The sequence below is a fragment of the Methanobacteriaceae archaeon genome, from assembly GCA_030656015.1.
In the GTDB taxonomy this organism is placed as follows: Archaea; Methanobacteriota; Methanobacteria; order Methanobacteriales; family Methanobacteriaceae; genus UBA349.
Genome location: JAUSNX010000014.1, coordinates 1 through 21,637, shown reverse-complemented (window position 1 = coordinate 21,637; position 21,637 = coordinate 1). Strand labels below are relative to the sequence as shown.

Annotated in this window: 25 protein-coding genes and 1 pseudogene; 19 read left to right on the top strand and 7 right to left on the bottom strand. The window is 37.1% G+C overall.

From position 1 onward, the window contains the following. Positions 1–295 precede the first annotated feature (295 nt). The 19 genes and pseudogenes from mcrB to Q7I96_09625 all read left to right on the top strand — a co-directional run bounded on the left by mcrB (position 296) and on the right by Q7I96_09625 (position 14,880). The gene (gene mcrB, locus Q7I96_09715; GenBank protein MDO9627884.1) at positions 296–1,627 is read left to right on the top strand and encodes a coenzyme-B sulfoethylthiotransferase subunit beta; all 1,332 of its coding nucleotides are present in this window, start codon (positions 296–298) and stop codon (positions 1,625–1,627) included. A gap of 34 nt (positions 1,628–1,661) precedes the next feature. After that, a pseudogene (locus Q7I96_09710) lies at positions 1,662–1,801 on the top strand (methyl-coenzyme M reductase operon protein D). Between the two features lie 138 nt (positions 1,802–1,939). Continuing rightward, positions 1,940–2,536 carry a methyl-coenzyme M reductase I operon protein C gene (mcrC, locus tag Q7I96_09705; GenBank protein MDO9627883.1) on the top strand — a complete coding sequence of 199 codons (597 nt, stop codon included), beginning with the start codon at positions 1,940–1,942 and terminating at the stop codon, positions 2,534–2,536. Position 2,537: 1 nt separating this feature from the next. Continuing rightward, the gene (gene mcrG, locus Q7I96_09700; GenBank protein MDO9627882.1) at positions 2,538–3,290 is read left to right on the top strand and encodes a coenzyme-B sulfoethylthiotransferase subunit gamma; all 753 of its coding nucleotides are present in this window, start codon (positions 2,538–2,540) and stop codon (positions 3,288–3,290) included. Positions 3,291–3,308: 18 nt separating this feature from the next. After that, a complete protein-coding gene (gene mcrA, locus Q7I96_09695) occupies positions 3,309–4,961 on the top strand; it encodes a coenzyme-B sulfoethylthiotransferase subunit alpha (GenBank protein MDO9627881.1) in 1,653 nt (550 codons plus the stop codon). Positions 4,962–5,014: 53 nt separating this feature from the next. Further along, entirely contained in the window at positions 5,015–5,899 is an 885-nt protein-coding gene (mtrE, locus tag Q7I96_09690; protein ID MDO9627880.1) for a tetrahydromethanopterin S-methyltransferase subunit E, read from the top strand. 14 nt (positions 5,900–5,913) lie between these two features. After that, positions 5,914–6,639: a tetrahydromethanopterin S-methyltransferase subunit D gene (mtrD, locus tag Q7I96_09685; GenBank protein MDO9627879.1), complete on the top strand. Its 726-nt coding sequence runs from the start codon at positions 5,914–5,916 to the stop codon at positions 6,637–6,639. Next, the gene (gene mtrC / locus Q7I96_09680; GenBank protein MDO9627878.1) at positions 6,639–7,451 is read left to right on the top strand and encodes a tetrahydromethanopterin S-methyltransferase subunit C; all 813 of its coding nucleotides are present in this window, start codon (positions 6,639–6,641) and stop codon (positions 7,449–7,451) included. Before mtrD ends, mtrC begins: the two co-directional genes overlap by 1 nt. An 11-nt stretch (positions 7,452–7,462) precedes the next feature. Beyond that, the gene (locus Q7I96_09675) at positions 7,463–7,783 is read left to right on the top strand and encodes a tetrahydromethanopterin S-methyltransferase subunit B (GenBank protein MDO9627877.1); all 321 of its coding nucleotides are present in this window, start codon (positions 7,463–7,465) and stop codon (positions 7,781–7,783) included. Positions 7,784–7,795: 12 nt separating this feature from the next. Continuing rightward, positions 7,796–8,512, top strand: coding sequence for a tetrahydromethanopterin S-methyltransferase subunit A (mtrA, locus tag Q7I96_09670; protein MDO9627876.1), 717 nt, complete (start codon positions 7,796–7,798; stop codon positions 8,510–8,512). A gap of 13 nt (positions 8,513–8,525) precedes the next feature. Then, positions 8,526–8,723, top strand: coding sequence for a tetrahydromethanopterin S-methyltransferase subunit F (gene mtrF / locus Q7I96_09665; GenBank protein MDO9627875.1), 198 nt, complete (start codon positions 8,526–8,528; stop codon positions 8,721–8,723). A 13-nt stretch (positions 8,724–8,736) separates the two neighbouring features. Further along, positions 8,737–8,988, top strand: coding sequence for a tetrahydromethanopterin S-methyltransferase subunit G (gene mtrG, locus Q7I96_09660; GenBank protein ID MDO9627874.1), 252 nt, complete (start codon positions 8,737–8,739; stop codon positions 8,986–8,988). A gap of 12 nt (positions 8,989–9,000) precedes the next feature. Continuing rightward, entirely contained in the window at positions 9,001–9,933 is a 933-nt protein-coding gene (gene mtrH, locus Q7I96_09655; protein ID MDO9627873.1) for a tetrahydromethanopterin S-methyltransferase subunit H, read from the top strand. Positions 9,934–10,192: 259 nt separating this feature from the next. Further along, positions 10,193–10,639, top strand: a complete 447-nt coding sequence (locus Q7I96_09650; GenBank protein MDO9627872.1) for a universal stress protein — start codon at positions 10,193–10,195, stop codon at positions 10,637–10,639. Positions 10,640–10,700: 61 nt separating this feature from the next. Next, complete coding sequence (locus tag Q7I96_09645) at positions 10,701–11,711, top strand: calcium/sodium antiporter (protein ID MDO9627871.1); 1,011 nt, start codon at positions 10,701–10,703, stop codon at positions 11,709–11,711. Between the two features lie 5 nt (positions 11,712–11,716). Next, positions 11,717–12,148: a universal stress protein gene (locus Q7I96_09640; GenBank protein MDO9627870.1), complete on the top strand. Its 432-nt coding sequence runs from the start codon at positions 11,717–11,719 to the stop codon at positions 12,146–12,148. Between the two features lie 284 nt (positions 12,149–12,432). Continuing rightward, positions 12,433–13,902 carry a methanogenesis marker 14 protein gene (locus Q7I96_09635; GenBank protein MDO9627869.1) on the top strand — a complete coding sequence of 490 codons (1,470 nt, stop codon included), beginning with the start codon at positions 12,433–12,435 and terminating at the stop codon, positions 13,900–13,902. Positions 13,903–14,006: 104 nt separating this feature from the next. Further along, positions 14,007–14,636: an NTP transferase domain-containing protein gene (locus tag Q7I96_09630; protein ID MDO9627868.1), complete on the top strand. Its 630-nt coding sequence runs from the start codon at positions 14,007–14,009 to the stop codon at positions 14,634–14,636. After that, positions 14,614–14,880: a PRC-barrel domain-containing protein gene (locus Q7I96_09625; protein MDO9627867.1), complete on the top strand. Its 267-nt coding sequence runs from the start codon at positions 14,614–14,616 to the stop codon at positions 14,878–14,880. The genes Q7I96_09630 and Q7I96_09625 overlap by 23 nt, the downstream gene beginning before the upstream one ends. A 315-nt stretch (positions 14,881–15,195) precedes the next feature. Here the strand turns inward: Q7I96_09625 and Q7I96_09620 are convergent, their stop codons facing one another. From Q7I96_09620 to Q7I96_09590, 7 genes are all read right to left on the bottom strand, one after another. Next, positions 15,196–16,428, bottom strand: coding sequence for a SufD family Fe-S cluster assembly protein (locus Q7I96_09620; protein MDO9627866.1), 1,233 nt, complete (start codon positions 16,426–16,428; stop codon positions 15,196–15,198). Beyond that, positions 16,410–17,168 carry a Fe-S cluster assembly ATPase SufC gene (sufC, locus tag Q7I96_09615; protein MDO9627865.1) on the bottom strand — a complete coding sequence of 253 codons (759 nt, stop codon included), beginning with the start codon at positions 17,166–17,168 and terminating at the stop codon, positions 16,410–16,412. The genes Q7I96_09620 and sufC overlap by 19 nt, the downstream gene beginning before the upstream one ends. 289 nt (positions 17,169–17,457) lie before the next feature. Continuing rightward, positions 17,458–17,991, bottom strand: coding sequence for a UPF0254 family protein (locus Q7I96_09610; protein ID MDO9627864.1), 534 nt, complete (start codon positions 17,989–17,991; stop codon positions 17,458–17,460). Between the two features lie 221 nt (positions 17,992–18,212). Continuing rightward, a complete protein-coding gene (locus Q7I96_09605) occupies positions 18,213–18,863 on the bottom strand; it encodes a hypothetical protein (protein MDO9627863.1) in 651 nt (216 codons plus the stop codon). A 164-nt stretch (positions 18,864–19,027) separates the two neighbouring features. Continuing rightward, on the bottom strand, positions 19,028–19,828 hold the full coding sequence (locus Q7I96_09600) for a Nif3-like dinuclear metal center hexameric protein (GenBank protein MDO9627862.1): 801 nt from the start codon (positions 19,826–19,828) through the stop codon (positions 19,028–19,030). Positions 19,829–19,836: 8 nt separating this feature from the next. Next, positions 19,837–20,760 (bottom strand): SAM-dependent methyltransferase HcgC family protein, encoded by a 924-nt coding sequence (locus tag Q7I96_09595; protein ID MDO9627861.1) that lies wholly within the window; start codon positions 20,758–20,760, stop codon positions 19,837–19,839. Between the two features lie 26 nt (positions 20,761–20,786). Continuing rightward, positions 20,787–21,260, bottom strand: a complete 474-nt coding sequence (locus Q7I96_09590) for a DUF3236 domain-containing protein (GenBank protein ID MDO9627860.1) — start codon at positions 21,258–21,260, stop codon at positions 20,787–20,789. Positions 21,261–21,637: the final 377 nt, after the last annotated feature.

Sequence of the window (21,637 nt, the reverse complement as noted above, 5' to 3'; positions counted from 1 at the left end):
TTAATTAAATCTGTGTAAATATTCGTGAATTTTTTAAGAATTGAATGATTATAACCTCTAAAAAAAGTATTAATGGCCTTATGCTTAAACTATATAAAACTTGTTAGTATACTCCTTATAAGTCTTTCTACTTGTACCGGAAAGAAAGTTTAATAATATATATTGAACTAAAGGAAGGTTCGTATACTAACTAAAGTGCCAATTGCACTTCCTCAAAGCGAAATTATTTAAAATGCATAAAATATGCAACGTTCATGAGGCGTGTATACGGAAATTAATTGTTAGGAGGGAAAAAATGGCGAAGTTTGATGATAAGATCGACTTGTATGACGACAGAGGTAACCTCGTCGAAGAACAAGTACCACTAGAAGCTCTAAGTCCGCTACGTAACCCAGCTATTAAAAGTATTGTTCAAGGTATTAAGAGGACAGTAGCTGTGAACTTAGAAGGTATAGAAAACGCCTTGAAGGCTGCCAAAGTTGGTGGACCTGCCTGTAAAATTTTAGGAAGAGAATTGGATCTCGATATAGTAGGTAGTGCAGAATCAATTGCTGCAACCGCTAAAGAAATGATCCAAGTAACCGAGGGCGACGACACTAAGGTAGAGTTACTTTCTGGTGGAAAAAAGGCTTTAGTACAATTACCAACAGCTAGATTTGATGCTGCTGCAGAATACTCTGCTGCACCATTAGTAACTGCTACTGCGTTTGTTCAAGCCATAGTCAGTGAGTTTGACATCTCTATGTACGATGCAAACATGATTAAGGCAGCCGTTCTGGGTAGATACCCACAATCTGTAGAATACATGGGTGCTAACATTGCTACCATGCTGGACATTCCACAAAAATTAGAAGGTCCAGGATACGCCCTAAGAAACATTATGGTGAACCACGTGGTTGCTACCACTTTGAAAAACACCATGCAGTCTGCTGCTCTATCAAGTATCTTAGAACAAGCAGCTATGTTTGAAATGGGTGATGCTGTAGGTGCATTTGAAAGAATGCACTTATTAGGATTAGCTTACCAAGGTATGAACGCAGACAATGTAGTATATGATCTGGTCAAATCCAACGGTGCTGAAGGTACTGTAGGATCTGTAATTGCAGATATAGTAGACAGAGCTGCTGAAGACGGTGTTATAGGCGTAGAAAAAGATCTAAATGGATTCAAAGTATACGGAACCGACGACTTAGCTAAATGGAATGCTTATGCTGCAGCTGGTGTAATGGCCGCTACCATGGTAAACCAAGGTGCTGCTCGTGCTGCACAAGGTGTATCATCCACTCTATTATACTACAACGATTCAATTGAATTCGAAACTGGATTACCAAGCGTAGACTTCGGTAGAACCGAAGGTGTAGCTGTAGGATTCTCTTTCTTCAGTCACTCTATCTATGGTGGTGGAGGTCCTGGTATCTTCAACGGAAACCACATCGTAACTAGACACAGTAAAGGGTTTGCTATACCTTGTGTAGCTGCTGCAATGTCTCTTGACGCAGGTACCCAGATGTTCTCCCCTGAAGCAACCTCTGGACTAATCAAAGAAGTGTTCAGCCAAGTGGATGAATTCCGAGAACCACTTAAATATGTCGTGGAGGCAGCTGCCGACATAAAAGGCGACATTTAAATAATCTCACTATTTTCTGGGGGCTTACTAACTAATGGATATGGAAATTTTTCCGCATAGGCTTTTAGGAGCAGATACAACGGAAAGACTATGGAATGACATTTATGATATTAAACTATCAAAAAAATGTTTATTCGTAGACAAAGACTCCCTCCAGCAAATGCCAAGCATCCGACATAAGAGAAATCTATGTCAAAGGAGAGAAAATTGATTTGCTAGTGAAGACGGATGAATTCTTTTAAATTGATTTAGAAGAACCATTATTGATTTACTAACGACAAATATATTAAAAACACAATTGGGAATTTTAAGATGATTGGCAAATGCACCCACGTTGTAGACTGTAGGGAAACAATGGGGATGGGTGAAGGAGGCGGAATAGCTCAAAGGGGCACTTTTGCTGAGTGCGGTAGTGAAATACTGGCTGTGGCCATGTCCCCCGGAAGGCGACATATTACTAAGCCCGTTTGTGAAATAACATTTGCTCTAAGGGAAGCAAATTTGATGACCAGTACTCTGGTGTTAAATGCAGGAGCAGGAGTTCCTCAGGATGCTCCAAGTTCTGGTGCAGGAAGTCTTTTTGGCTTAACTCCTAAGGAGATTGAGCAAATGAAAAGACACAAGGTTCTAGTGGTTCATTTGGGTGGTGTGAAATCTCACATTATATATAAAGCCCGACTGATATTGCGGAATGTTGATAAACCTTGCGTCATTATTTGTGAATACCCGGTTGACTTTGAAGATTTTGCAAAAATAGGTGTTAAAACTAGATTAGTGATGCCTGAAAACCCCAAAACTAAAGGAAAAATAGTTGATATTGTTAGTGGCGTAATACGAGGAGAAACTTGTCCCCAAGAAAAGTTGGATGAGATTATTAGAAAAGTTAAGTTAGCATTAGGAGGTGCATGATATGGCACAATATTATCCCGGAACTACAAAGGTTGCCCAAAACAGAAGAAATTTCTGTAACCCTGAATATGAATTAGAAAAGTTAAGGGAGATCTCTGACGAAGATGTAGTAAAAATCTTAGGTCATAGAGCTCCTGGTGAGGAATACCCAAGCGTCCACCCACCACTCGAAGAAATGGACGAACCTGAAGACCCAATTAGAGAGCTAGTAGAGCCTCTTGACGGTGCAAAAGCTGGTGACCGGACCAGATACATTCAGTTTACCGACTCTATGTACTTTGCTCCTGCTCAACCATTCACTCGATCTCGAGCTTACGTAAGCCGATACCGAGGAGCAGATGCTGGTACTCTATCTGGACGACAGATTATTGAAATCAGAGAAAGAGATCTGGAAAAAATCTCCAAAGAACTCTTAGAAACTGAATTCTTTGATCCTGCTAGAACAGGTGTAAGAGGAGCAGCTGTGCACGGACACTCTTTAAGACTCGACGAAGATGGTATGATGTTTGATATGCTTCGAAGACAAGTCTTCAATAAAGAGACCGGCATTGTTGAAATGGTCAAGGACCAAATTGGTGAAGAACTCGACGAACCAGTAGCTTTAGGTGAGCCATTGGACGAAGAGACTTTAATGAATAAAACCACCATATACCGGGTAGATGGAGAAGCCTATAAGGATGATAAAGACGCTGTAGAAGTTCTACACAGAATCCACGTCTTAAGATCCCAAGGTGGATACAACCCAGCAGAATAATTAGGGGAGGTAATGATTATGGCTGATAAAAAGTTCATAAGCGCATTAAAGACAAAATTCGAAGAATCCCCGGATGAAAAGAAAACCACTTTCTATAATAAAGGTGGATGGAAACAATCTGAGCGAAAAACTCAGTTTGTGAACGAAGGTAAAGCAATAGCTGAAAAACGTGGAATTCCAATGTACAACCCAGACGTTGGTACTCCTTTAGGACAAAGAGCTTTAATGCCTTACCAAGTTTCCACAACCGATACTTATGTAGAGGGTGACGATCTTCACTTCGTAAATAACGCTGCTATGCAGCAAATGGCAGATGACATTAAAAGAACCGTAGTTGTAGGTTTAAACACTGCCCACAATGTTATTGAAAAAAGATTAGGTAAAGAAGTTACCCCTGAAACAATTACCCACTACTTGGAAACTGTAAACCACGCAATGCCTGGTGCTGCGGTTGTTCAAGAACACATGGTGGAAACTGACCCTACTTTAGTAGCTGACAGTTATGTAAAAGTTTTCACTGGTAATGACGAAATCGCATCTGAAATTGACTCAGCTTTTGTTTTGGACATTAACAAAATGTTCCCTGACGAACAAGCTGAAGTATTAAAAGCTGAAGTAGGAGACGGAATCTGGCAAGTTGTACGGATCCCAACTATCGTTTCACGAACTTGTGACGGTGCAACCACCTCCCGATGGTCTGCTATGCAAGTAGGTATGTCCATGATTTCTGCATACAAACAGTGTGCTGGAGAAGCCGCAACAGGGGACTTCGCATACGCTGCAAAACACGCAGAAGTTATCCACATGGGTACTTATTTGCCTGTTAGGAGAGCAAGAGGAGAAAACGAACCTGGTGGTATTCCATTCGGTTACTTAGCAGACATATGCCAATCTTCCAGAGTGAACGCTGACGACCCAGTACGCACAACCTTAGATGTTGTAGCTATGGGAGCAATGTTATACGATCAAATCTGGTTAGGTTCTTACATGTCTGGTGGTGTAGGGTTCACTCAATACGCTACCGCAGCTTACACTGACAATGTCTTAGACGACTTCTGTTACTTCGGTAAAGAATACGTAGAAGACAAGTTCGGTTTAACTGAAGCACCTAATAACATGGACACTGTACTGGACGTAGGATCTGAAGTTACCTTCTATGCTCTTGAGCAATACGAAGAATACCCAGCTCTACTTGAAACTCAGTTCGGTGGTTCCCAGCGTGCTGCTGTTGTTGCTGCTGCTGCCGGAGCTTCCACTGCTTTTGCAACTGGAAACGCTCAAACCGGTCTAAGCGCATGGTACTTATCCATGTACTTGCACAAAGAACAACATTCCAGGCTAGGATTCTATGGTTACGATCTGCAAGATCAATGTGGTGCATCCAACGTATTCTCCATCAGGAACGACGAAGGATTACCTCTTGAACTAAGAGGACCTAACTATCCTAACTACGCAATGAACGTAGGTCACCAAGGTGAATACGCAGGAATCGCTCAAGCTCCACACGCTGCTCGAGGAGACGCCTTTGTATTCAACCCACTGGTTAAAATAGCATTTGCTGACGACAACTTAGCATTTGATTTCACTAACCCACGGGCTATGTTCGCTAAAGGTGCATTAAGAGAATTCGAACCAGCCGGAGAAAGAGCTTTCATTTCCCCAGCTAAATAGGTGTAACGCAAACACCTATTTTATTTTTTTATTTAAAAGTAAGGAGGATTAATATGGTAGACCCTATGATAACAGGATTAGGTGTTGTTGCCCTTATGGGAGCCGCTGCAACTATTGCAGGTGCTGCTGAGGATTTGGAATCCGATGTAGGATCCATGAGTAACCCAAACTCTCAGGTACAACTTGCTCCGCAAATGGGTAATCTTCACAGAATGTTTAACAAGGCCGTTTCTGGTGAACCAGTACAAATGGGTGCCTGGGTAGGTATAGCAGGTTCTTTGGCATTTGTTTTCATGTTTTCTTTAAATTTACCAGTCGTTGTGGCTATAGCAGCCGGTGCAGCTATTACTGCTTTGGTTCACGCCACATTCGCTACAACATCTCATATGGGAAGGATTGTAAGCCAAGCTCAATTTGGCCAACCTTTATACATGGATGTTATTTATCAACACTTAGGCCCAATTGCTGGCCACGGATTCATCGTTACATTTTGTATTGTTGGATTATCATACTTGATGACTTTACCAATTCAAGGCTTAGGCCACCCATTCCCACTTCCAATGCTGGCAGTGCTTTGGGGAATAACTATCGGAGCAATAGGTTCATCCACTGGGGATGTTCACTACGGTGCTGAAAGAGAGTACCAACAATATCCGTTTGGTGGAGGTATTCCCGTAGCTATTCACGGTGATATTGTGAGAAAGGCAGAACTGGGCGCTAGAAACTCTATGGATGTTGTAATGTTCTGTGCAAAGTATGGTGGACCTGTAACTGGTTTTGCTTTCGGTTTAATTGTTTTCCTAAGTTTCTGGATTACTATCGTCTTTGGATTATTTGGCGGTGTAATTGCAGGTGTAGTGATACTATTACTATTGATTATAATCAACAGCAAAGTTGAATCATTTGCCCGAAACAAGTACGGCCCATACATCGAATAATAGGAGGATATAGAATGGACCCATTATTATTAATCGGTGCAATAACTGTTGGCGGAGTCCTAATTGGCGGAGGTGTACACTTCATACCAGTAGGTGGTGCTCCAGCAGCTATCGCAACAGCAACAGGTGTGGGAACAGGTACAGCTATGCTCGCCGCAGGGGGAGGTATGACTGGTCTGATTGCCGCAGCAGCCCTAACTGGACAGCCATTATGGCTTATCTTAGCTTCAGGTGCTATTGGTTCAGGTTTAATGCTCGGTATAACCATGCTTTTCGGTAACTTCATTTACGTTTTTGGTGTAGGTTGTGTACCTGCATCAGCGAAAGTAGATGTTGACCCAATTACTAAACTTGAACAAAGTAAGTTCGTAACACCAGGAACCGAAGGTCACGGAATTCCAACCGTTTGTTATGTAAGCGGAATTATTGGAGGACTTTTAGGTGGAATTGGTGGAGGACTAATTTATTACTACCTATATAATGCACTTGCTGAAACTTCAGCTTTTGCATTAACTGCAGGCGCAACAATATCTATTGCTGCGGCTGCCTTAGCAGGAATTCTTGCAGTAGGTATTTTCTTTATAAATTCTGTAGTAGCTTCCTATAACATAGGTGGTACTATTGAAGGTTTCCACGACCCTAAATTCAAGCGTATCCCTCGAGGATTACTCGCTTGTTTCATAGCTTCGCTGGTAACTGGAATTGTAAGTATTTTATTCATCCAAGGAGGTGTCCTCTAATGTCAGTAGCAGGTGGAGGTGGCGGAGAATCTTCTGTCAACCCTAAACATACCCTAGCACTGGGAGTAATTGGTGGACTCGCAGGTATTTACTTAACTCCAATTAGTCCGGTATTAGGGCCTCTTTTTGCAGCATTAGGTGCTGTTTGTGCCATCGTTTGGGGTGCTGACGCTATTGCACGTGTTGCAAGTTACGGTCTAGGTACTGGTGTACCTTCCATTGGATACATGTCTTTATCTATTGGTATTTTAGGTGGTTTAGGTGGGCTAGCTGGCGCAGTCATCTTTGGTCCATCTCTTGCAATACTAGCACCGCTGTTCGGATTTATCTTGGCAGTAATTGTCGGTACCATAGTTGCTTTAATAGCTAAAAAGATTATTAAAATGAAAATACCAGTATTGGTAAGCTGTACTGCTGAATTGGCAGGCGCATCTGCTTTATCCGTAATTGGATTTTCTGCAGCTATTGCTGGAAGTTATTCCATGGCACTTATCCAAGCATCAGTTATATCAACTGGATTTATAGCACTTCTTTTAATCATGAATACCATGGCTATACAACACCCATTTAACGCTTGTTTAGGTCCGCAAGAAGACCGAACTAGAACTCTTAAACTTGCAGGAGCCGCTGCTTTCATGGCCATGTCTATTTATGGTCTGTTAGGAATGGTTTCCACTCAAGCATGGTGGGTAATTGCGTTAGTTGGTGCTATCGGATGGTTCATATCAATCAGATCATACATCACTGCTTCCCAAGAACAAGCAGCATCGGTTAAATGGTCTGGAATGTGGCCTAAAGAGGAAGAACACTAGGAGGAATCAAAATGGAAATGTTACCTTTAATTAAAATTGCTCCTGAATACAACTTGACTCTTGACCCTTCCACAGGTATGGTTGGAGCAGCTTTAGGTAGAGATGTCGTCTTAGTTTCCTTGGACGCAGTAAATGAACAATTAAATGTACTGGAAGCAGCAGTAGATGATTTATACAATTCTCTAGATCCTACCACGGCCCCTGCAGACTCTTTCCCTGGAAGGGAAGGCGTTTACATGAATGCAGGTAAGCTAACCAATATGGTTTATGGGTTTGTATTCGGTCTTATACTGCTATTAGCTATGCTCCATGCATTCCTTGGAGTACTTTAAGGAGGTATTTAAGTGGCTGAGAAAAAATCACCCGCAGAAGGATGGCCGGTAGTAAACGGGGACTACATTGTTGGAGATCCTGAAAGCCCTGTCGCAGCAACTACTTTAGGTTCTCACAATGAGGACGTAGTTGCCGATGCTGGAGCTGCTATTGCTGGACCATGTAAAACCGAAAACCTCGGAATTGAAAAGATGGTTGCTAACATTGTGTCTAACCCTAACATCAGATTCCTAATTTTATGTGGATCTGAAGTACAAGGACACATCACTGGCCAAAGTATAGAAGCACTTCACGCTAATGGTGTCGACGAAAAGCGAAAAATCGCTGGTGCGTCTGGTGCTATCCCATTTGTTGAAAACATAGATGATGATGGTATCGAAAGATTCCAACAACAATTGGAAATCATTAGTATGATTGACGTTGAAGACGCTGCTGCTATACAATCTAAAGTCAAAGAGTGCATCGAGAAAGATCCTGGAGCATTCGAAGAAGAAGCAATGGTCATAAAAGTTGAAGAAAAAGGTGGAGACGAAGAAGAAGGTGAAGAAGTAAGACCTGTAGCTCCTGAAACTGCTCTAATTGAGGCCAGAATGCGAAATATTCAGACCGAAGTCAAGAACGTCGGTGCAATGCAAAGAATATTTGCAGGTATGTACTCTGGTAAAGTTCAGGGAATCATGATTGGTTTAATCTTCACTTTGACTGTCGGAACTTTCCTACTAATATAAACGAGGTTTTAAGATGTTAATATCAAATAAACCTAATGTCAGAGGAATTAAAAAAGTAGCAGAAGATGTGAAATACCGGGCAGGCCTAATTGGTAGGGACCAAAGGCTATTCGCTGGACTCATAGCTACCAGAATTTCTGGTATGGCTATGGGCTTCATATTGGCCTTAGTCTTAGTAGGACTACCTGTTATATACGTTTTAGTGAAATAAGAGGCATGATAATATGGCAGAAGAAGATAAAAATATTGTACCTACTGTTATTGTCTCTGCAGATGATTTCAATAAAGCTAATGAGAGATTAGACGAAATGGAAGAAAAAGTCGAATTCACCTGGGGTGAAATCTCTCAAAGAATGGGTCAACAAATTGGTAGGGATATTGGAATCCTATACGGAATCATAATAGGATTATTCATCCTGTTAGTAGTATTCAAAGTTGTAGCAATAGGAGCATTCCTAAAATCTTTAGGTGTTTAGGAGGATTTACATATGTTTAGGTTTGATAAAGAACAAGTTGTTATAGATGTCGCTGGTGTCAAAGTCGGTGGACAGCCTGGTGAATATCCAACTGTTTTAGCAGGAACCATCTTTTACGGTGGACACAAAATTATTAGTGATGAAAAAGCTGGAGTTTTTGATAAAGACGCAGCTGAAGCATTAATAAAAACTATGGAAGAAATGTCTGACGTTACTGGAAACCCACATATCGTCCAGACCTTCGGTGCAACCGCAGATGCAATAGTTAAATATCTGGAATTTGTAGGTGAAGTAAGCGATGCACCTTTCATGATAGATTCAACTTCAGCGGAAGCTAAGATCGCGGGTGCACAATATGCACATGAAGCTGGATTGGATGAAAGAGCAATTTACAACTCTATAAACATGGCTTCCGAACAATCTGAATTGGATGCAGTTAAAGAAACTGACATCTCATCTGCAATTGTTCTGGGGTTCAACCCTATGGAACCTGGTGTAGAAGGTAAAATTGGAATCTGGGAAGATGGTGGAAGTGCTCTTGATAAAGGACTATTAGAAATGTCTGATGAATGTGGAATTACCAAACCATTCATGGATGTAGCTATTACTCCTCTAGGTCAAGGTGCTGGACCTGCTTGCAGAACTTCATTTGCTGTTAAAAGTAAATGGGGCTACCCTGTAGGTAGTGGTATTCACAACGTGCCATCCGCATGGGACTGGTTAAGAGGATACAAAAAAGAACACAAAGAAGCATGGCCGGTTTGTGATATCGGTTCTAACATCGTTCAGCAAATGGCTGGTGGTGACTTTGTACTCTTTGGCCCTATTGAAAACGCTAAAATTGCTTTCCCAGCATGTGCTATGGCTGACATATTCATAGCTGAAGCTGCTGCAGATATAGGAACTGAAGCTGTCGAAGGACACCCAATTCATAAACTGCTCTAAGAAGGGATTTCCCTTTCTTTTTTATTTTTTATTTTTTTTACATATTAACTGGATTTTAATTTATTTGTTTTTGGATTAATTTTAATCAAATTTTAATAATCTATTAAAACTTTTTTTTATTAGTTAATAATAACATAATTTATATAGTGGAAAAAGGAAACATTGTTCCGGTGTATGAATTTTCATTATTTTCTAATGGCAAGCAAATGCTAGTCATTAAGCTAAATCTTATAACTTTACATAACCGATTAAATTATTGATGAGTGAAAAAATGTTTAAAAAGATATTGTTACCTGTTATGGGCGAATATATTGACGAATTGGCAGAAAATACTCTTGAAATGGCACAAGGGAAACAAATAGAGGTTATTGGTATTTATGTGATTGATACTTCCGTGCCATTTTTGACACCTTCTAATGTGAAAAAACTCATGAAAGAGGAACTTTCTCAAAGAGGCGATGAAATATTAGCTGATTTGGCCAATAAATTCAATACTCCTTCTACTTATATGATAAACTTGAAAAAATTAATAGTTGAAGGAGACCCTGCCGAAAAAATAGTGGAAATTGCTGAAAAAGAAGATGTGGATATTATTGTTATGGGTACGGGAAAAAGTATTGTTGATAAACACTTGTTAGGTAGTGTATCTGAGAAAGTGGTTCATTCAACTCCATGTTCAATAATGCTAGTTAAAACTGTAAATTAATAGTTGTTGACTTTCAAAAACTATATTATATGGATATTAGAAATAAGTGTTGGTGATCTTTTTGATAGAATTAATAATGCTCATCGGAGCCTTAATAGTTTCTTTAATAATCGTTATTAAATCCGCAGATGTATTTGTGGATAACTTGGTGGAAATTGGGGGGGCATTGGGAATATCTCAAATTATTTTGGGGGTAACTGCATCAGCTATTGGTACTTCTCTTCCTGAATTTGGTTCAGCCATGATAGCTTCTCTATCCGGTAGTACTGATATTGGTGTGGGAGTAGTCATTGGATCTAATATATGGAACATAGCAGGTATTTTAGGGATTACTGCAACTTTTGCTGGAGTTATTAAGACAGAATCAAGAGATTTAAAGCGTGATGGTCTGGTAACCTTAGGAACTGGCCTAATTCTTATATTTTTCATGTTCTTCGGTGATATTGGTAGAATTGCTTCAGTGTTCATGATTTTATTATATGCGGTTTATCTATGGCGTTTAATAAAAGATCAAAAGAAATTTGATGCTGAAGAAAAAGTAAAACAGGAAAAACTGGTGGAATTCGACTCTGAGAAGGAATTTGAATCCAAGACCAAAACTTCCAGAATGGCTTCCATAGATAAAAAAAAACTGGCTTTAGTATGTTTAGGGCTGGGAGGATTGATTGTAGGGTGCCGAATTCTGGTTTACAGTGGGGTGGAACTGGCTAGGATTGCAGGAATTCCTGAAATGATCATGGGTCTTTTTACATTGGCTATAGGGACCAGTATTCCAGAATTAGTGGTCACCTTTTCTTCGGCCATGAAAGGCCTTCACGAACTTTCTCTGGGTACAGTACTGGGCAGTAACACCTTCAATATTTTAATAGGTATCGGAGTGCCTGCTTTATTCATGTCTATTCCAGTTGAACCGTTATCAATGAGTTTTGATGCTCCATTCATGATATTTGTGACGGTTTTACTGATAGTCATTATAAAAGCCGGAGGAAATAAGTTAAACCGTACTGGAGGATTAATTTTACTGGCAACCTATATAACTTATGCAGTATTAAGACTATATGTATTAGCGTGATTAAAATGTATGAGAAGATATTAGTAGCTACCATGGGCGAGTACATGGATGATCTTATTGAACACACCGTGGACTTATTGCATGGGAGAGATGCAGAAGTAATAGGTGTATATGTTGTGGAAACATCTGTTCCCTTTTTAACTCCTAAAAAAGTTAAAGAAATGATGGCTGAAGAGTTAACTAAAAGAGGGAAAGAAATACTGGTGGACATGGAAAAAGCTCTCACGGGACCAGATTATTCAAATATCAAGTTTAAAGGATTAATGCTGGAGGGTAGCCCTGCAGATGAAATTGTTAAAACTGCCGAAAAAGAAAATGTAGATGTTATAGTGCTGGGGACCGGGAAAAGTATTGTGGATAAGCACCTTTTAGGAAGCGTTTCTGAGAAAATTGTTCACCATGCCCCATGCACTATACATCTTGTTAGAACTGCTTAAAAGATTACATACTAATTTATTTTTTTATTTATTTTTTTTTATAGTCTCTCAATGTTCATTTTAATATTATTTATTAGATACTATGGAGTTTATATAAAAATATAATAACTTTTAAATTGTTTTTGAAGATTATTTTCATAAAATTTATATTCTATTTAAATAGACTATTCATATTCAAATTCATATTTAATTAAAAAATTTCAGACTTATCAATTTTCTAAATTTAGTCAAATTGAATTTTAATTAATTGAATTTTTATTCATGTAATTTTCGGGGGTATACATTTGTCATTTTTAAAAAGAGTATTGGGATTAGGACCAAAGCCAGTAATGGCCAAAAGTAGATATATATCAATAGAAGACGCAAAAACGTCACCATTTACAAAGAAAACTGTGGGTTCGGGATATTCTATGAAGCCTGATGTTTATTATATTGTGGCCTCTGTAGAATTGGGTAATACGACGACTAAATGTATATTAACTGCTACAAACCTGAATACCAGCCGTAGCTACTTACTAGATAAGACCGTTAAAATGACCAGGGATATAAGGCCTCCGAAAAAAGGAGAAGAGGTTTTTGGCTCCACGGTATGGGGTGTGGAACTGACCCAGGAATCTGTTTCAGATATGGTTAGAGATACTATATTAGAATCATTAAAACTATCAAAACTTGATATAGAAAAAGATCTGGACTTTGTAGTGCGATCTACAGGCGTTACTGCTGGATTCGCATCCCCACAAGAAGTGGGTAAACTCATTATTTCCTTGGCTAATGGATGTCTTGAAGCAGGAATTCCTCCTCGAAAAATGGCCCCTGCACTTTCAATTGACAGCTTACCAGATAGATTAAAAGAGTTTACTCTCTTAGAAAAGGTCATATTTGATGGGGCGGTGGTTAGTGTTATCCCTCCAACTGGAAAAGAGGTAGTGGCCAATGAAATGGAAGGTGAACTGGTTACTGCGGGTATAAAATTGGGTGCTAAATGGACCAACGTTGATTTCAGAAACCCCTGTGTATCAATGGACTTCGGGACAACATTAGCTGGAAGAATAGTCAATAATGACGAACCCTATGCCAAGACGGTGGGAAACTTCTGTGGTCTGGCAGGAGCAGTTTCTGATGCCATAATTAGGGGTACTGAAAAAGTTGATAAAAGGGGCGGTGCTGCTTTAGATTTATATAATAAAGATATAATTAAAAAGGCGGATTGGAAAAAGTCACTGGTCTATGCAGAGAGAATTCATGAATTTGTGGACATTAGAAAGGTTCCTGAGGATAGAACTCGATTTGGAACGGTTCCTGTAGATCCTGCTGCAGCATATGATGCTGGAACTACATTGATTGGATGTGATATTGGAACCAATGGGGACAAAATAGATGAATTAACTAAAATTGGCCATGAAATATATGAAAATGATGGCATACACACTCTATTTGGAACTTTAGATTATGTGAGTGCATTGATTGTAAAAAGATTAGTGGATGAGGCATTTCAGGAAGGTGTTGTCCCTGAAGGATCTGTTCTGGGAGTTACTGGAAGAGCTGGAATCACCGGTCGAAAACCTGAATTAATACTGGATTATACTAAAGATAGATTTGAAGAATGTCTTTTTGTCTCAGATGCTCTGGCTATGGGTGCAGCAATTATGGCACGTTGTATGAATTCCATTGGAACTCCGCATATTCCAATTGGCGGAAGACAAGGTGGGCCTTGTATACTGGGTCCTAGAAGGAAATTGCAGAATCAAAAATGAGTTTAAGCGTGATTATTAATTTTTTATTTAAAATTATTTCATCTTTTTCTTATTTTAATTTACTTCCTTAAGATAATTATAAAGACATAATATCCGGTATTCTCATGGCAATTGCTCTAGTTATGGCTGGTGGTAAAGGAACTCGCATGAAATTGGATTGTGAGAAACCCCTGGTACAGGTCAATGGAAAATTTTTAATTGATTGCGTAATGGATAATTTGCAGGATTCTACTAATATAAACAATATTTTCATTGCTACTAGTCATCATGTTCCATTAACCGAAGATTATGCAATCAAAAAAGGATATAAAATAATTAAAACTCCTGGGGACGGATATTTAGCTGATTTAAGTTTTTTATTATCCTATTTCGAATCAAAAAATCCTGATGAAACCTTATTGACTATTGGCTCTGATATTCCTGGTGTGGATGGAGAATTAATAGATTTTATTCTAAACGAGTACCGATTAAGATATAAAAAATCGCAAAAACCAGCTATGTGTGTGGCAGTTCCTATTGAAATTTTTGAAAAATATGATTTAGAACCTTCTATTGTTCTTGAAGGCATAGTACCCTCGGGAGTAAATATATTAAGGAGTATAAACAAGATACAAGATGAGGAAGTTTTGGAAGTTCCTAAAATCGAACTTGCCTTAAATATTAATACTTGTAAAGACATGAAAGTCTTTGAAAAGTTTTTTGGTGATAATGATGGAAGAAAGGAAACTGATTAAAGGGGAAGAAAAATTCTGGAGCGAAATTAAAGGATACCAGGTAGCTACTAGCAATGCAAGAATTTTAGGAGAGCTAGAAGAACTGGTGATTAATGATAAAACTGGAAAAATCACCGATGTTGTTATTAAAGTGGAAAAAGGCAGAAATGTCAATGTAAAAGGTTCTAAGAAGAAAGGAGACTTTTTACTGGTTCCATTCGGCAAAGTTGAAAAAGTAGGCGAATTTATAATAATTGCTGAATAAACTCATTTTTCCCGTTAGTAGGTGTTTCACCTTCTTCCTACCTTAATATTGTATAATAAATTTAATTAATGACTATTTTATGATTTAATATTTTAATTAAATTATTCTCTTTTAATAAATATTTTAAAATATTAATCTAACTTCATAACTTTTCAATTATTTTTCAATTAATCTAGTTTAATATTTTATCAGTTATTTTTATAAACAAATTTTTAAAATTACTTTTTGAGAAATGTTAAAAGTTATTTTTCTATTTATAACAAAAAATAAGAAAATAAAAAAAGGATTTAAGAAGTTTTTTGTTTTATTAGAAAATTAAATTCCCTGTAAACTAGCATCTAACATTCTTTTGGTTTCCGAGGCCAGTTCTGGTGGAAGACCAGTTATATCCATGCTTAAGAATCCTCTTACAATCATTGAAGCGGCTTCTTCTTCAGTTAAACCTCTAGATGTGAGATATAAAACTTCTTCTTCTGCTATTTTACCCACTGCTGCTTCGTGAGACATTTCGAGTTCAGTAGCACTACCTTCCAGCTCAGGAACAGCATATATCATGGAATCGTCAGATAATACCAGTCCATGACATTCTAAATGTCCTTTAACATTTTGTGTTCGGCCAGCTAAATGACCCCGAGAGTAGATTTGGGACTGGTCTTTGGATACCGCACGTGAAATCATTTCTGCTTTACTTCCTTCACCTTCTAAGAGTACTCGGGATCCCATATCCAGTACAGAATCTTTTTGTCCACCTAAAATTGATTGGAAAAGAACTTTTGAATTGGTACCAGTACAATATGCGGTAGGATAAGATTGTATGCTTCTAACAGGGCTGGTTAAGATATAATTACTGATATAAGTAGAGTCATCTCCAACCATTATTCCAGTACGCGGCCTTACATCTACTTGCTCGGCCCAGTTGTGTACCATGGTAAAGGTAATTTTAGCTCCTTTTTTCAGGTAAAATTCGGACACACCCACGTGCAGGGCAGAACTTACGTCTTCCCCGGTAGCACAACCGGTAATAATGTGAAGTTCTGAGTTTTCTTCGGCAATTATCACGTTGTGTGCGGTTTGCATGACCTTCTCGTCACCAATGAACATACATGCTTGCAGAGGGAAAACTTCTTTGGAACCAGGCAATGATCTTATAAAGTATCCGCTTGGGCCTTCATTAGCTTCCCGAAGAGCGGTCTGGGCGGTGTATTTGTCAGTATCTGGAGCTACTGATTTCCACATGTAATCTTTTAACCAGTTGTATTTGTCCAAAGCAACATTCATACCCATTATTTCCACTGATTCAGAGCCACAGGTGCTGCAGACTCCTGTTTGATCCACCTGAATGAAAGTCCCAGATCTTTCCTGCTCATTAGGATCTACTCCCACTTTGAGTAAAGTGTCTTGGACTTTTTTAGGAACTTCATTGGCCCGGCTCACTTTTTCATGGTCACCGGCTTCTTCTTTTATGAACTTTTCCAGGTCAATGTCTTCACCGTAAAGGGCCTTTTTTTCCTTAGCCTTTTCAGCTTTTCCTAGTGTATCCCGCAACATTGTACACACCCTTTGAATCCTTCTTTCCGAATGTCTTCTATAATTTCACTGGGGTTTCCAGAACAAGCAATTCTACCATCCATTAAAACATGAGCAGTGTCTGCCTTTACAAAGTTAAGGATATAACCTAGGTGAGTAATTAAAAGACCAGAGTTTTTCCTAAGTCCAGGTTTCTTGTCCTTATCTAACAATATGTTTATCTCTTCTGCCAGGAGTTCTACATTTTCAATGTCCACTCCAGAGTCAGGCTCATCAAACATGATAAAATCAGGTTTTTGTGCAAGAAGCTGCAATATCTCGGATCTTTTAACTTCTCCACCAGAAAATCCTAAATTAACATCTCTGTCCAGAAAATTTTCGTCTAATTTCATTTTATAGGCTAGTTCAAGCATTTCGGGACTAAGTTCTTCATCTTCAGGGTTTTGACCACTTTCCACCTTTAAAAGGTCCATTAAACGGACTCCTCTAATGGCTGGAGGGTTTTGAAAGCTCACGCCAACGCCTTTTTTAACCCTTTCTGTAGTATTAAGATTGGTTATATTTTCTCCTTTGAATAGAATTTCTCCATTAGTAACTTTATATTTAGGAAATCCTAAAATTGTCATAAATAGAGTACTTTTTCCGGAACCATTGGGGCCCAGTAGAACATGGGTTTCTCCCTCATCAATATACAAATCGATATCCTTTAGAACTTTTTTTCCACTTACTTCAACTGCCAGATCGGTTATTTCCAATAGCAGTTTAACCACCACCTTTAGATTTTCGATGAAATTCAATTAAATAGAATTCAACGATATATAGTATGGAATAAGTTTAATAAATAAATATCATGAAAAAAGTTTAAATTCATCTTAAAAGCAAAAAATTAGAATGAAATTGAAAAAAATGATTATTTTGCATTACGAAATAGAAATTTTTATTTAATTAATTTCAAGAAAAGTATTTGGGATATTTTTAAGATAATTTGTAATTATTATTTTATATATTTTAGACTTTAGGCTAATTTCAAATTATATTTACCGAATATTATCATTTATCTATTTTAATTATTTCTTTTGAATTTATAGCATCGAATTGGCCTGTAATAAGACATTCCAACATGAATAGCACTTTTTCTATCCCTGATTTTTGCCTTTCAAAAATTAGTGAGGATTCACAATTTCTTAAATCGCTGTGAACGTCAGAAGTACTCAAAAGAATGTGTTTGTCATCACAGACAGCCAGGCCTCCTTTTCCCACACCGGCTGTGGTTCCCACACCCATATCTGATTTGCAAATTTTTTGTACGGATTTGGCCATTAAAACAGCCATTTCAAGGTCTCCTTCTTGATCATAGATTTTTATATCATTAATGGTTTCTAAAGGTTCTGTGGGATCAAACCTTAAAACATTTTTAACTCCATTAATGGTGGGTATAAACATCCCGGCCACTAATGACAAATTAAAATCTGAAGAATTCAGATTCCAAGTGTAATTTTGAGGATAACCTTGAGAAAATGAATGAATTTCCTGGGCCACTTTTCCATGGGTGAAACATTCAGCAGTTGCTATTTTTATTATCATTACATTGTGATAAGATTTTTAATCTATTTAATTTTTTTAAAAATAAACTAAGTTCTATAATAATAATGCTAATAATAGTAATAAAATACATAATAAAAAATACTAAAAATAGAGAATATTGCTAAAAAATGAACTATTAAAATTAAATATTAATTAAGAAGCATAAAAAATATTAAATTAATTTAAGTCAATTTAAATCAACCAATTAAATTAAATACTGATTATTTTTCATTATTTTTCTTTTCCAGAAGTTTTAAAACTTCTCTAGTTATAACAGCAGAAATTCGATCTAAGGTGTAAGGTGTAACTGGCTCCCAATCCCTAATTAGCTTTCCAGTTCCTATTAAAATGTGGTTTTTTGTTATTCCTTCATTTTTCAGGAATTCAACAATGGGATTGTCATTTTCCAGCTCAGATATATTATTAACAATTATTTCTTCTTCACCTATTCCAAAAACACCTGCAGTACTGACTGTTAAGGCACCATTGGCATGAGCATGTTTGATAATTTCTGAAGTTGTTTTTAATGTGTCTCCTCCAGCAATTTCAATACAAACTACATCTCCTTTTATCAATTCAATGTTTTCAGGGCTTATATCTAGGGTAATGGGAATAATTTCTTTATTGAATCCTGCACCGGCCAATCTTTTAATGAAATCAACTTTATATTCACCAATTTCAGCCCCATACATTCTAAAAATCAAATCATCGATTGAAATTTTTTGACCATCTATGGCATAAACTGTTTTTGGCCCACCTCTATGAGCTTGTATTAAGTTTAAAGCTGTTCGTAGCCCCAATCTTCCAAGGCCTACTAACGAAACTTCTCCTTTAGGAACTTTATTCTTTTCCAGTTTTGCAATGTCACTCATTTTTACACCTATTAATTCAATTTACTATAATAATTTTATTTATAATTCCTTAATCAAATAATATATAACAATTGTTATTTTTTATAATACTTAACTTTTGTGAGTAATAATGTCAATGAATTAGCATATCTGTGAAATATTAATATTTAAATTATACTTTTGAATTATTTATCTGAAATGAACTTAAATTTAGTATCCCATGGAATTCCAGTATTAAAAACATCAACTTCAATTCCTAAGTCCTTAATTAACCGGGCCAGATCATAAAGGCCAGGTATTTCACTAGCGTGATGATTCACATCAATTAAGTTTATTCCCAGTGCTTTGGCCATAATAGCTCCAGGATGGGTAAGATCTCCAGATATATAAACTTCAGCGCCTCTGTTGTGAGCTTTTTTAATAAAATTTGGATTGAGACCAAAACCAGAGACAACGGCTACTTTATTAATTTTCATTTGAGGATTATTTAGAAATTTGGATGTTTTAACTGATTTAATACAATCTATATTCAATTTTTCCATAACCCGGGCTTCCAACTCTTCCAGGGAAACCGGCCCATTAAGAGGACTCCCCAATCTTCCTAGCCCTGTTTCAGGATCTAAAACATCTAAAACTTTTATTTCTAGAGTTTCTGCCAGTGAGTCACAAGCACCCAGGGTTATTAAATCCCAGTTGGAATGAATGACATAGGTAGGAATCTCTGGTTTAATAATGGGAGGATGATGTGTTATCAACAAATCATAATCTTCATAATTAATTTTTAAATTACTTATTTTTGAATTGTTTAAATTATTGGAAAGGAATTTTAGCTCACATGAAGGAATATAATCCATTAAAACAAGAACATTTTTCACTTGAATATCATCTGGAGTTTCAGAACCGATAAAACCAACTTTGTCTCCTTCTAATGCAATATCCAAAGGAATTATTTTTTCAATTTTCTGAAAAAGCTCTGCTGCGTTCATATTATCTCCTAATCTTCATTTTTTTTCCCAACATCTTCTTTAATAGTCACTCTAATTTTCGTCAATTGTTTGGCTAGAATAATATCCAGATCCACAGCTTTAATGGAAGATACAACCATGGCGGGCCTTTGCAGAGTTTCTAGAAATTTTTCTGTATTTTCTTCTTTAAAAAGAATTCTTTCATAGAAATCAAGTGATGCCACAGCATATAAAACTCCTTCTTCTTTTAAAACTTCTTCAAGAGATTTTCTGAGCACATCCATGGTCAAAGTCATGGTTCCTGATGTTTTGGACCCTAGTCCTGAGGTGAATATTAGGCCCCGATGATTTGCAGAACTGGCCTTAATTCTTTGTTCAGTAAAATTTTTGTTTTGAATCAGATCATCACTTCCATCAGAGGAAGGATCTTCAACTAAAAATACTTCACATGAATTTAATTCTTTAATCTGATTAACATCAATTCCACCTAGGCCAGTGGTATCTATTACCATATCTCCAGTTTTCAAGTGGCCTAAGTCAGTTGAAAAAGAGATTTTAGCATTATTAATTTCATTAACAGCACTATCTTTAGATTCGACATCCCATAAAGTATATAATAATTTTTTAAGGTGAGGGTAAATATCTAAAACTTTAACTTCTTTTATTTCTTTCCTTTGAACTAATTTTTGAGCTAAACTAGCCCCGGTTAGATAAGTGCCTACAACCACGGGCCTTTCTATTTGAACTGGCAATGAATCTATCCATTCATTAACTGCATCACTCTTCTTACCAGATATAATCTTAATAATGTCCCAAATAGTTAAAGATGAGTAAGATGTAGTCACCATAGAGGTTATTCCCATTTCAAGTTTCGGTGAACAGTATTTTTGTTCTTCTTTCTGTTGAAATGGATTTTCACAGTTATCCTTTTTTGGATTATTTTCGTAATTCATAAAATCAACTGTAATTAGAGTAATTTTCACTTTTTAAAACCTATTCTTTCTAAGCAAATAGTTATTTCATCTCTTACAGCATCCTTAAGGTCTTTATTGTGTACTACGTGGGATGGGGATGTGGTCCCTGTCAGAATACGCCCTTTAGAATCTAAAATAACCATTAAAGAACCTGATCCCGGAACTCCTAATCGGCCACGAGCTATTACTAAATCACAATCATATAAATCCAGTGCCATCTGGGCTTTAGTGATGGCGGGCATTCGAGATAAGTCTGCAGAATTAGTGTGGAATTTCAAATGTTCTGCTTCTGACAGTTTAAATTCATTTAAAACTTCGTTTATTACATTTACTTTTGCCTGATTCCAGTTAGGCACAATAATTCTTTTAGAAGATGTTATATAATCTTGAATGGATTCTATCTCCTCTAACTTATCTCCTCTACGAGTTCTGTCCACAGATTCTTTATAAGCAGCTTTTATCAAATTTTCCAGGCCCATTCTATCCCCACATTATTTATTTATTATTCTATCTTCTATCTTACGATTATTAAAATCATAAAAAATCATTATTTAGATTAGCATTAAATTGTATATTATTTAATTTTCTATGCTTTAGATTAATTATGTTTAGATTTAATTATAAGTTATTTCATGTGTAAATTTTACTCAGATACTTATCATTTAATTTTTATTTAATTAAGAGGCTGACTCATAATTTTTTTTGGTTTTTGGACTTTTTTTTGGTTGAGTAGATGTTTGTTTTTATGTTGGTGTTGTTTTGTGTGGTTTTTTTTGGTTGAATATTCTTTTTATGTTGTGTGATATGCATATTAGGTTGTTTTCTGTGATTGTTTGTTTTATTCCGCGCGTGTAGT

Coding starts and splice junctions, on each gene's coding strand:
- Q7I96_09650 (MDO9627872.1), top strand. CDS start 10,193: ATGAGTGAAAAAATGTTTAAAAAGATATTGTTACCTGTTATGGGCGAA.
- Q7I96_09610 (MDO9627864.1), bottom strand. CDS start 17,991: ATGATAATAAAAATAGCAACTGCTGAATGTTTCACCCATGGAAAAGTG.
- mcrA (MDO9627881.1), top strand. CDS start 3,309: ATGGCTGATAAAAAGTTCATAAGCGCATTAAAGACAAAATTCGAAGAA.
- Q7I96_09595 (MDO9627861.1), bottom strand. CDS start 20,760: ATGAATTACGAAAATAATCCAAAAAAGGATAACTGTGAAAATCCATTT.
- mcrB (MDO9627884.1), top strand. CDS start 296: ATGGCGAAGTTTGATGATAAGATCGACTTGTATGACGACAGAGGTAAC.
- mtrF (MDO9627875.1), top strand. CDS start 8,526: ATGTTAATATCAAATAAACCTAATGTCAGAGGAATTAAAAAAGTAGCA.
- mtrE (MDO9627880.1), top strand. CDS start 5,015: ATGGTAGACCCTATGATAACAGGATTAGGTGTTGTTGCCCTTATGGGA.
- Q7I96_09605 (MDO9627863.1), bottom strand. CDS start 18,863: ATGAGTGACATTGCAAAACTGGAAAAGAATAAAGTTCCTAAAGGAGAA.
- mcrC (MDO9627883.1), top strand. CDS start 1,940: ATGATTGGCAAATGCACCCACGTTGTAGACTGTAGGGAAACAATGGGG.
- Q7I96_09640 (MDO9627870.1), top strand. CDS start 11,717: ATGTATGAGAAGATATTAGTAGCTACCATGGGCGAGTACATGGATGAT.
- mtrD (MDO9627879.1), top strand. CDS start 5,914: ATGGACCCATTATTATTAATCGGTGCAATAACTGTTGGCGGAGTCCTA.
- Q7I96_09625 (MDO9627867.1), top strand. CDS start 14,614: ATGGAAGAAAGGAAACTGATTAAAGGGGAAGAAAAATTCTGGAGCGAA.
- Q7I96_09675 (MDO9627877.1), top strand. CDS start 7,463: ATGGAAATGTTACCTTTAATTAAAATTGCTCCTGAATACAACTTGACT.
- mcrG (MDO9627882.1), top strand. CDS start 2,538: ATGGCACAATATTATCCCGGAACTACAAAGGTTGCCCAAAACAGAAGA.
- Q7I96_09630 (MDO9627868.1), top strand. CDS start 14,007: ATGGCAATTGCTCTAGTTATGGCTGGTGGTAAAGGAACTCGCATGAAA.
- Q7I96_09620 (MDO9627866.1), bottom strand. CDS start 16,428: ATGTTGCGGGATACACTAGGAAAAGCTGAAAAGGCTAAGGAAAAAAAG.
- mtrG (MDO9627874.1), top strand. CDS start 8,737: ATGGCAGAAGAAGATAAAAATATTGTACCTACTGTTATTGTCTCTGCA.
- Q7I96_09590 (MDO9627860.1), bottom strand. CDS start 21,260: ATGGGCCTGGAAAATTTGATAAAAGCTGCTTATAAAGAATCTGTGGAC.
- mtrC (MDO9627878.1), top strand. CDS start 6,639: ATGTCAGTAGCAGGTGGAGGTGGCGGAGAATCTTCTGTCAACCCTAAA.
- mtrH (MDO9627873.1), top strand. CDS start 9,001: ATGTTTAGGTTTGATAAAGAACAAGTTGTTATAGATGTCGCTGGTGTC.
- Q7I96_09600 (MDO9627862.1), bottom strand. CDS start 19,828: ATGAACGCAGCAGAGCTTTTTCAGAAAATTGAAAAAATAATTCCTTTG.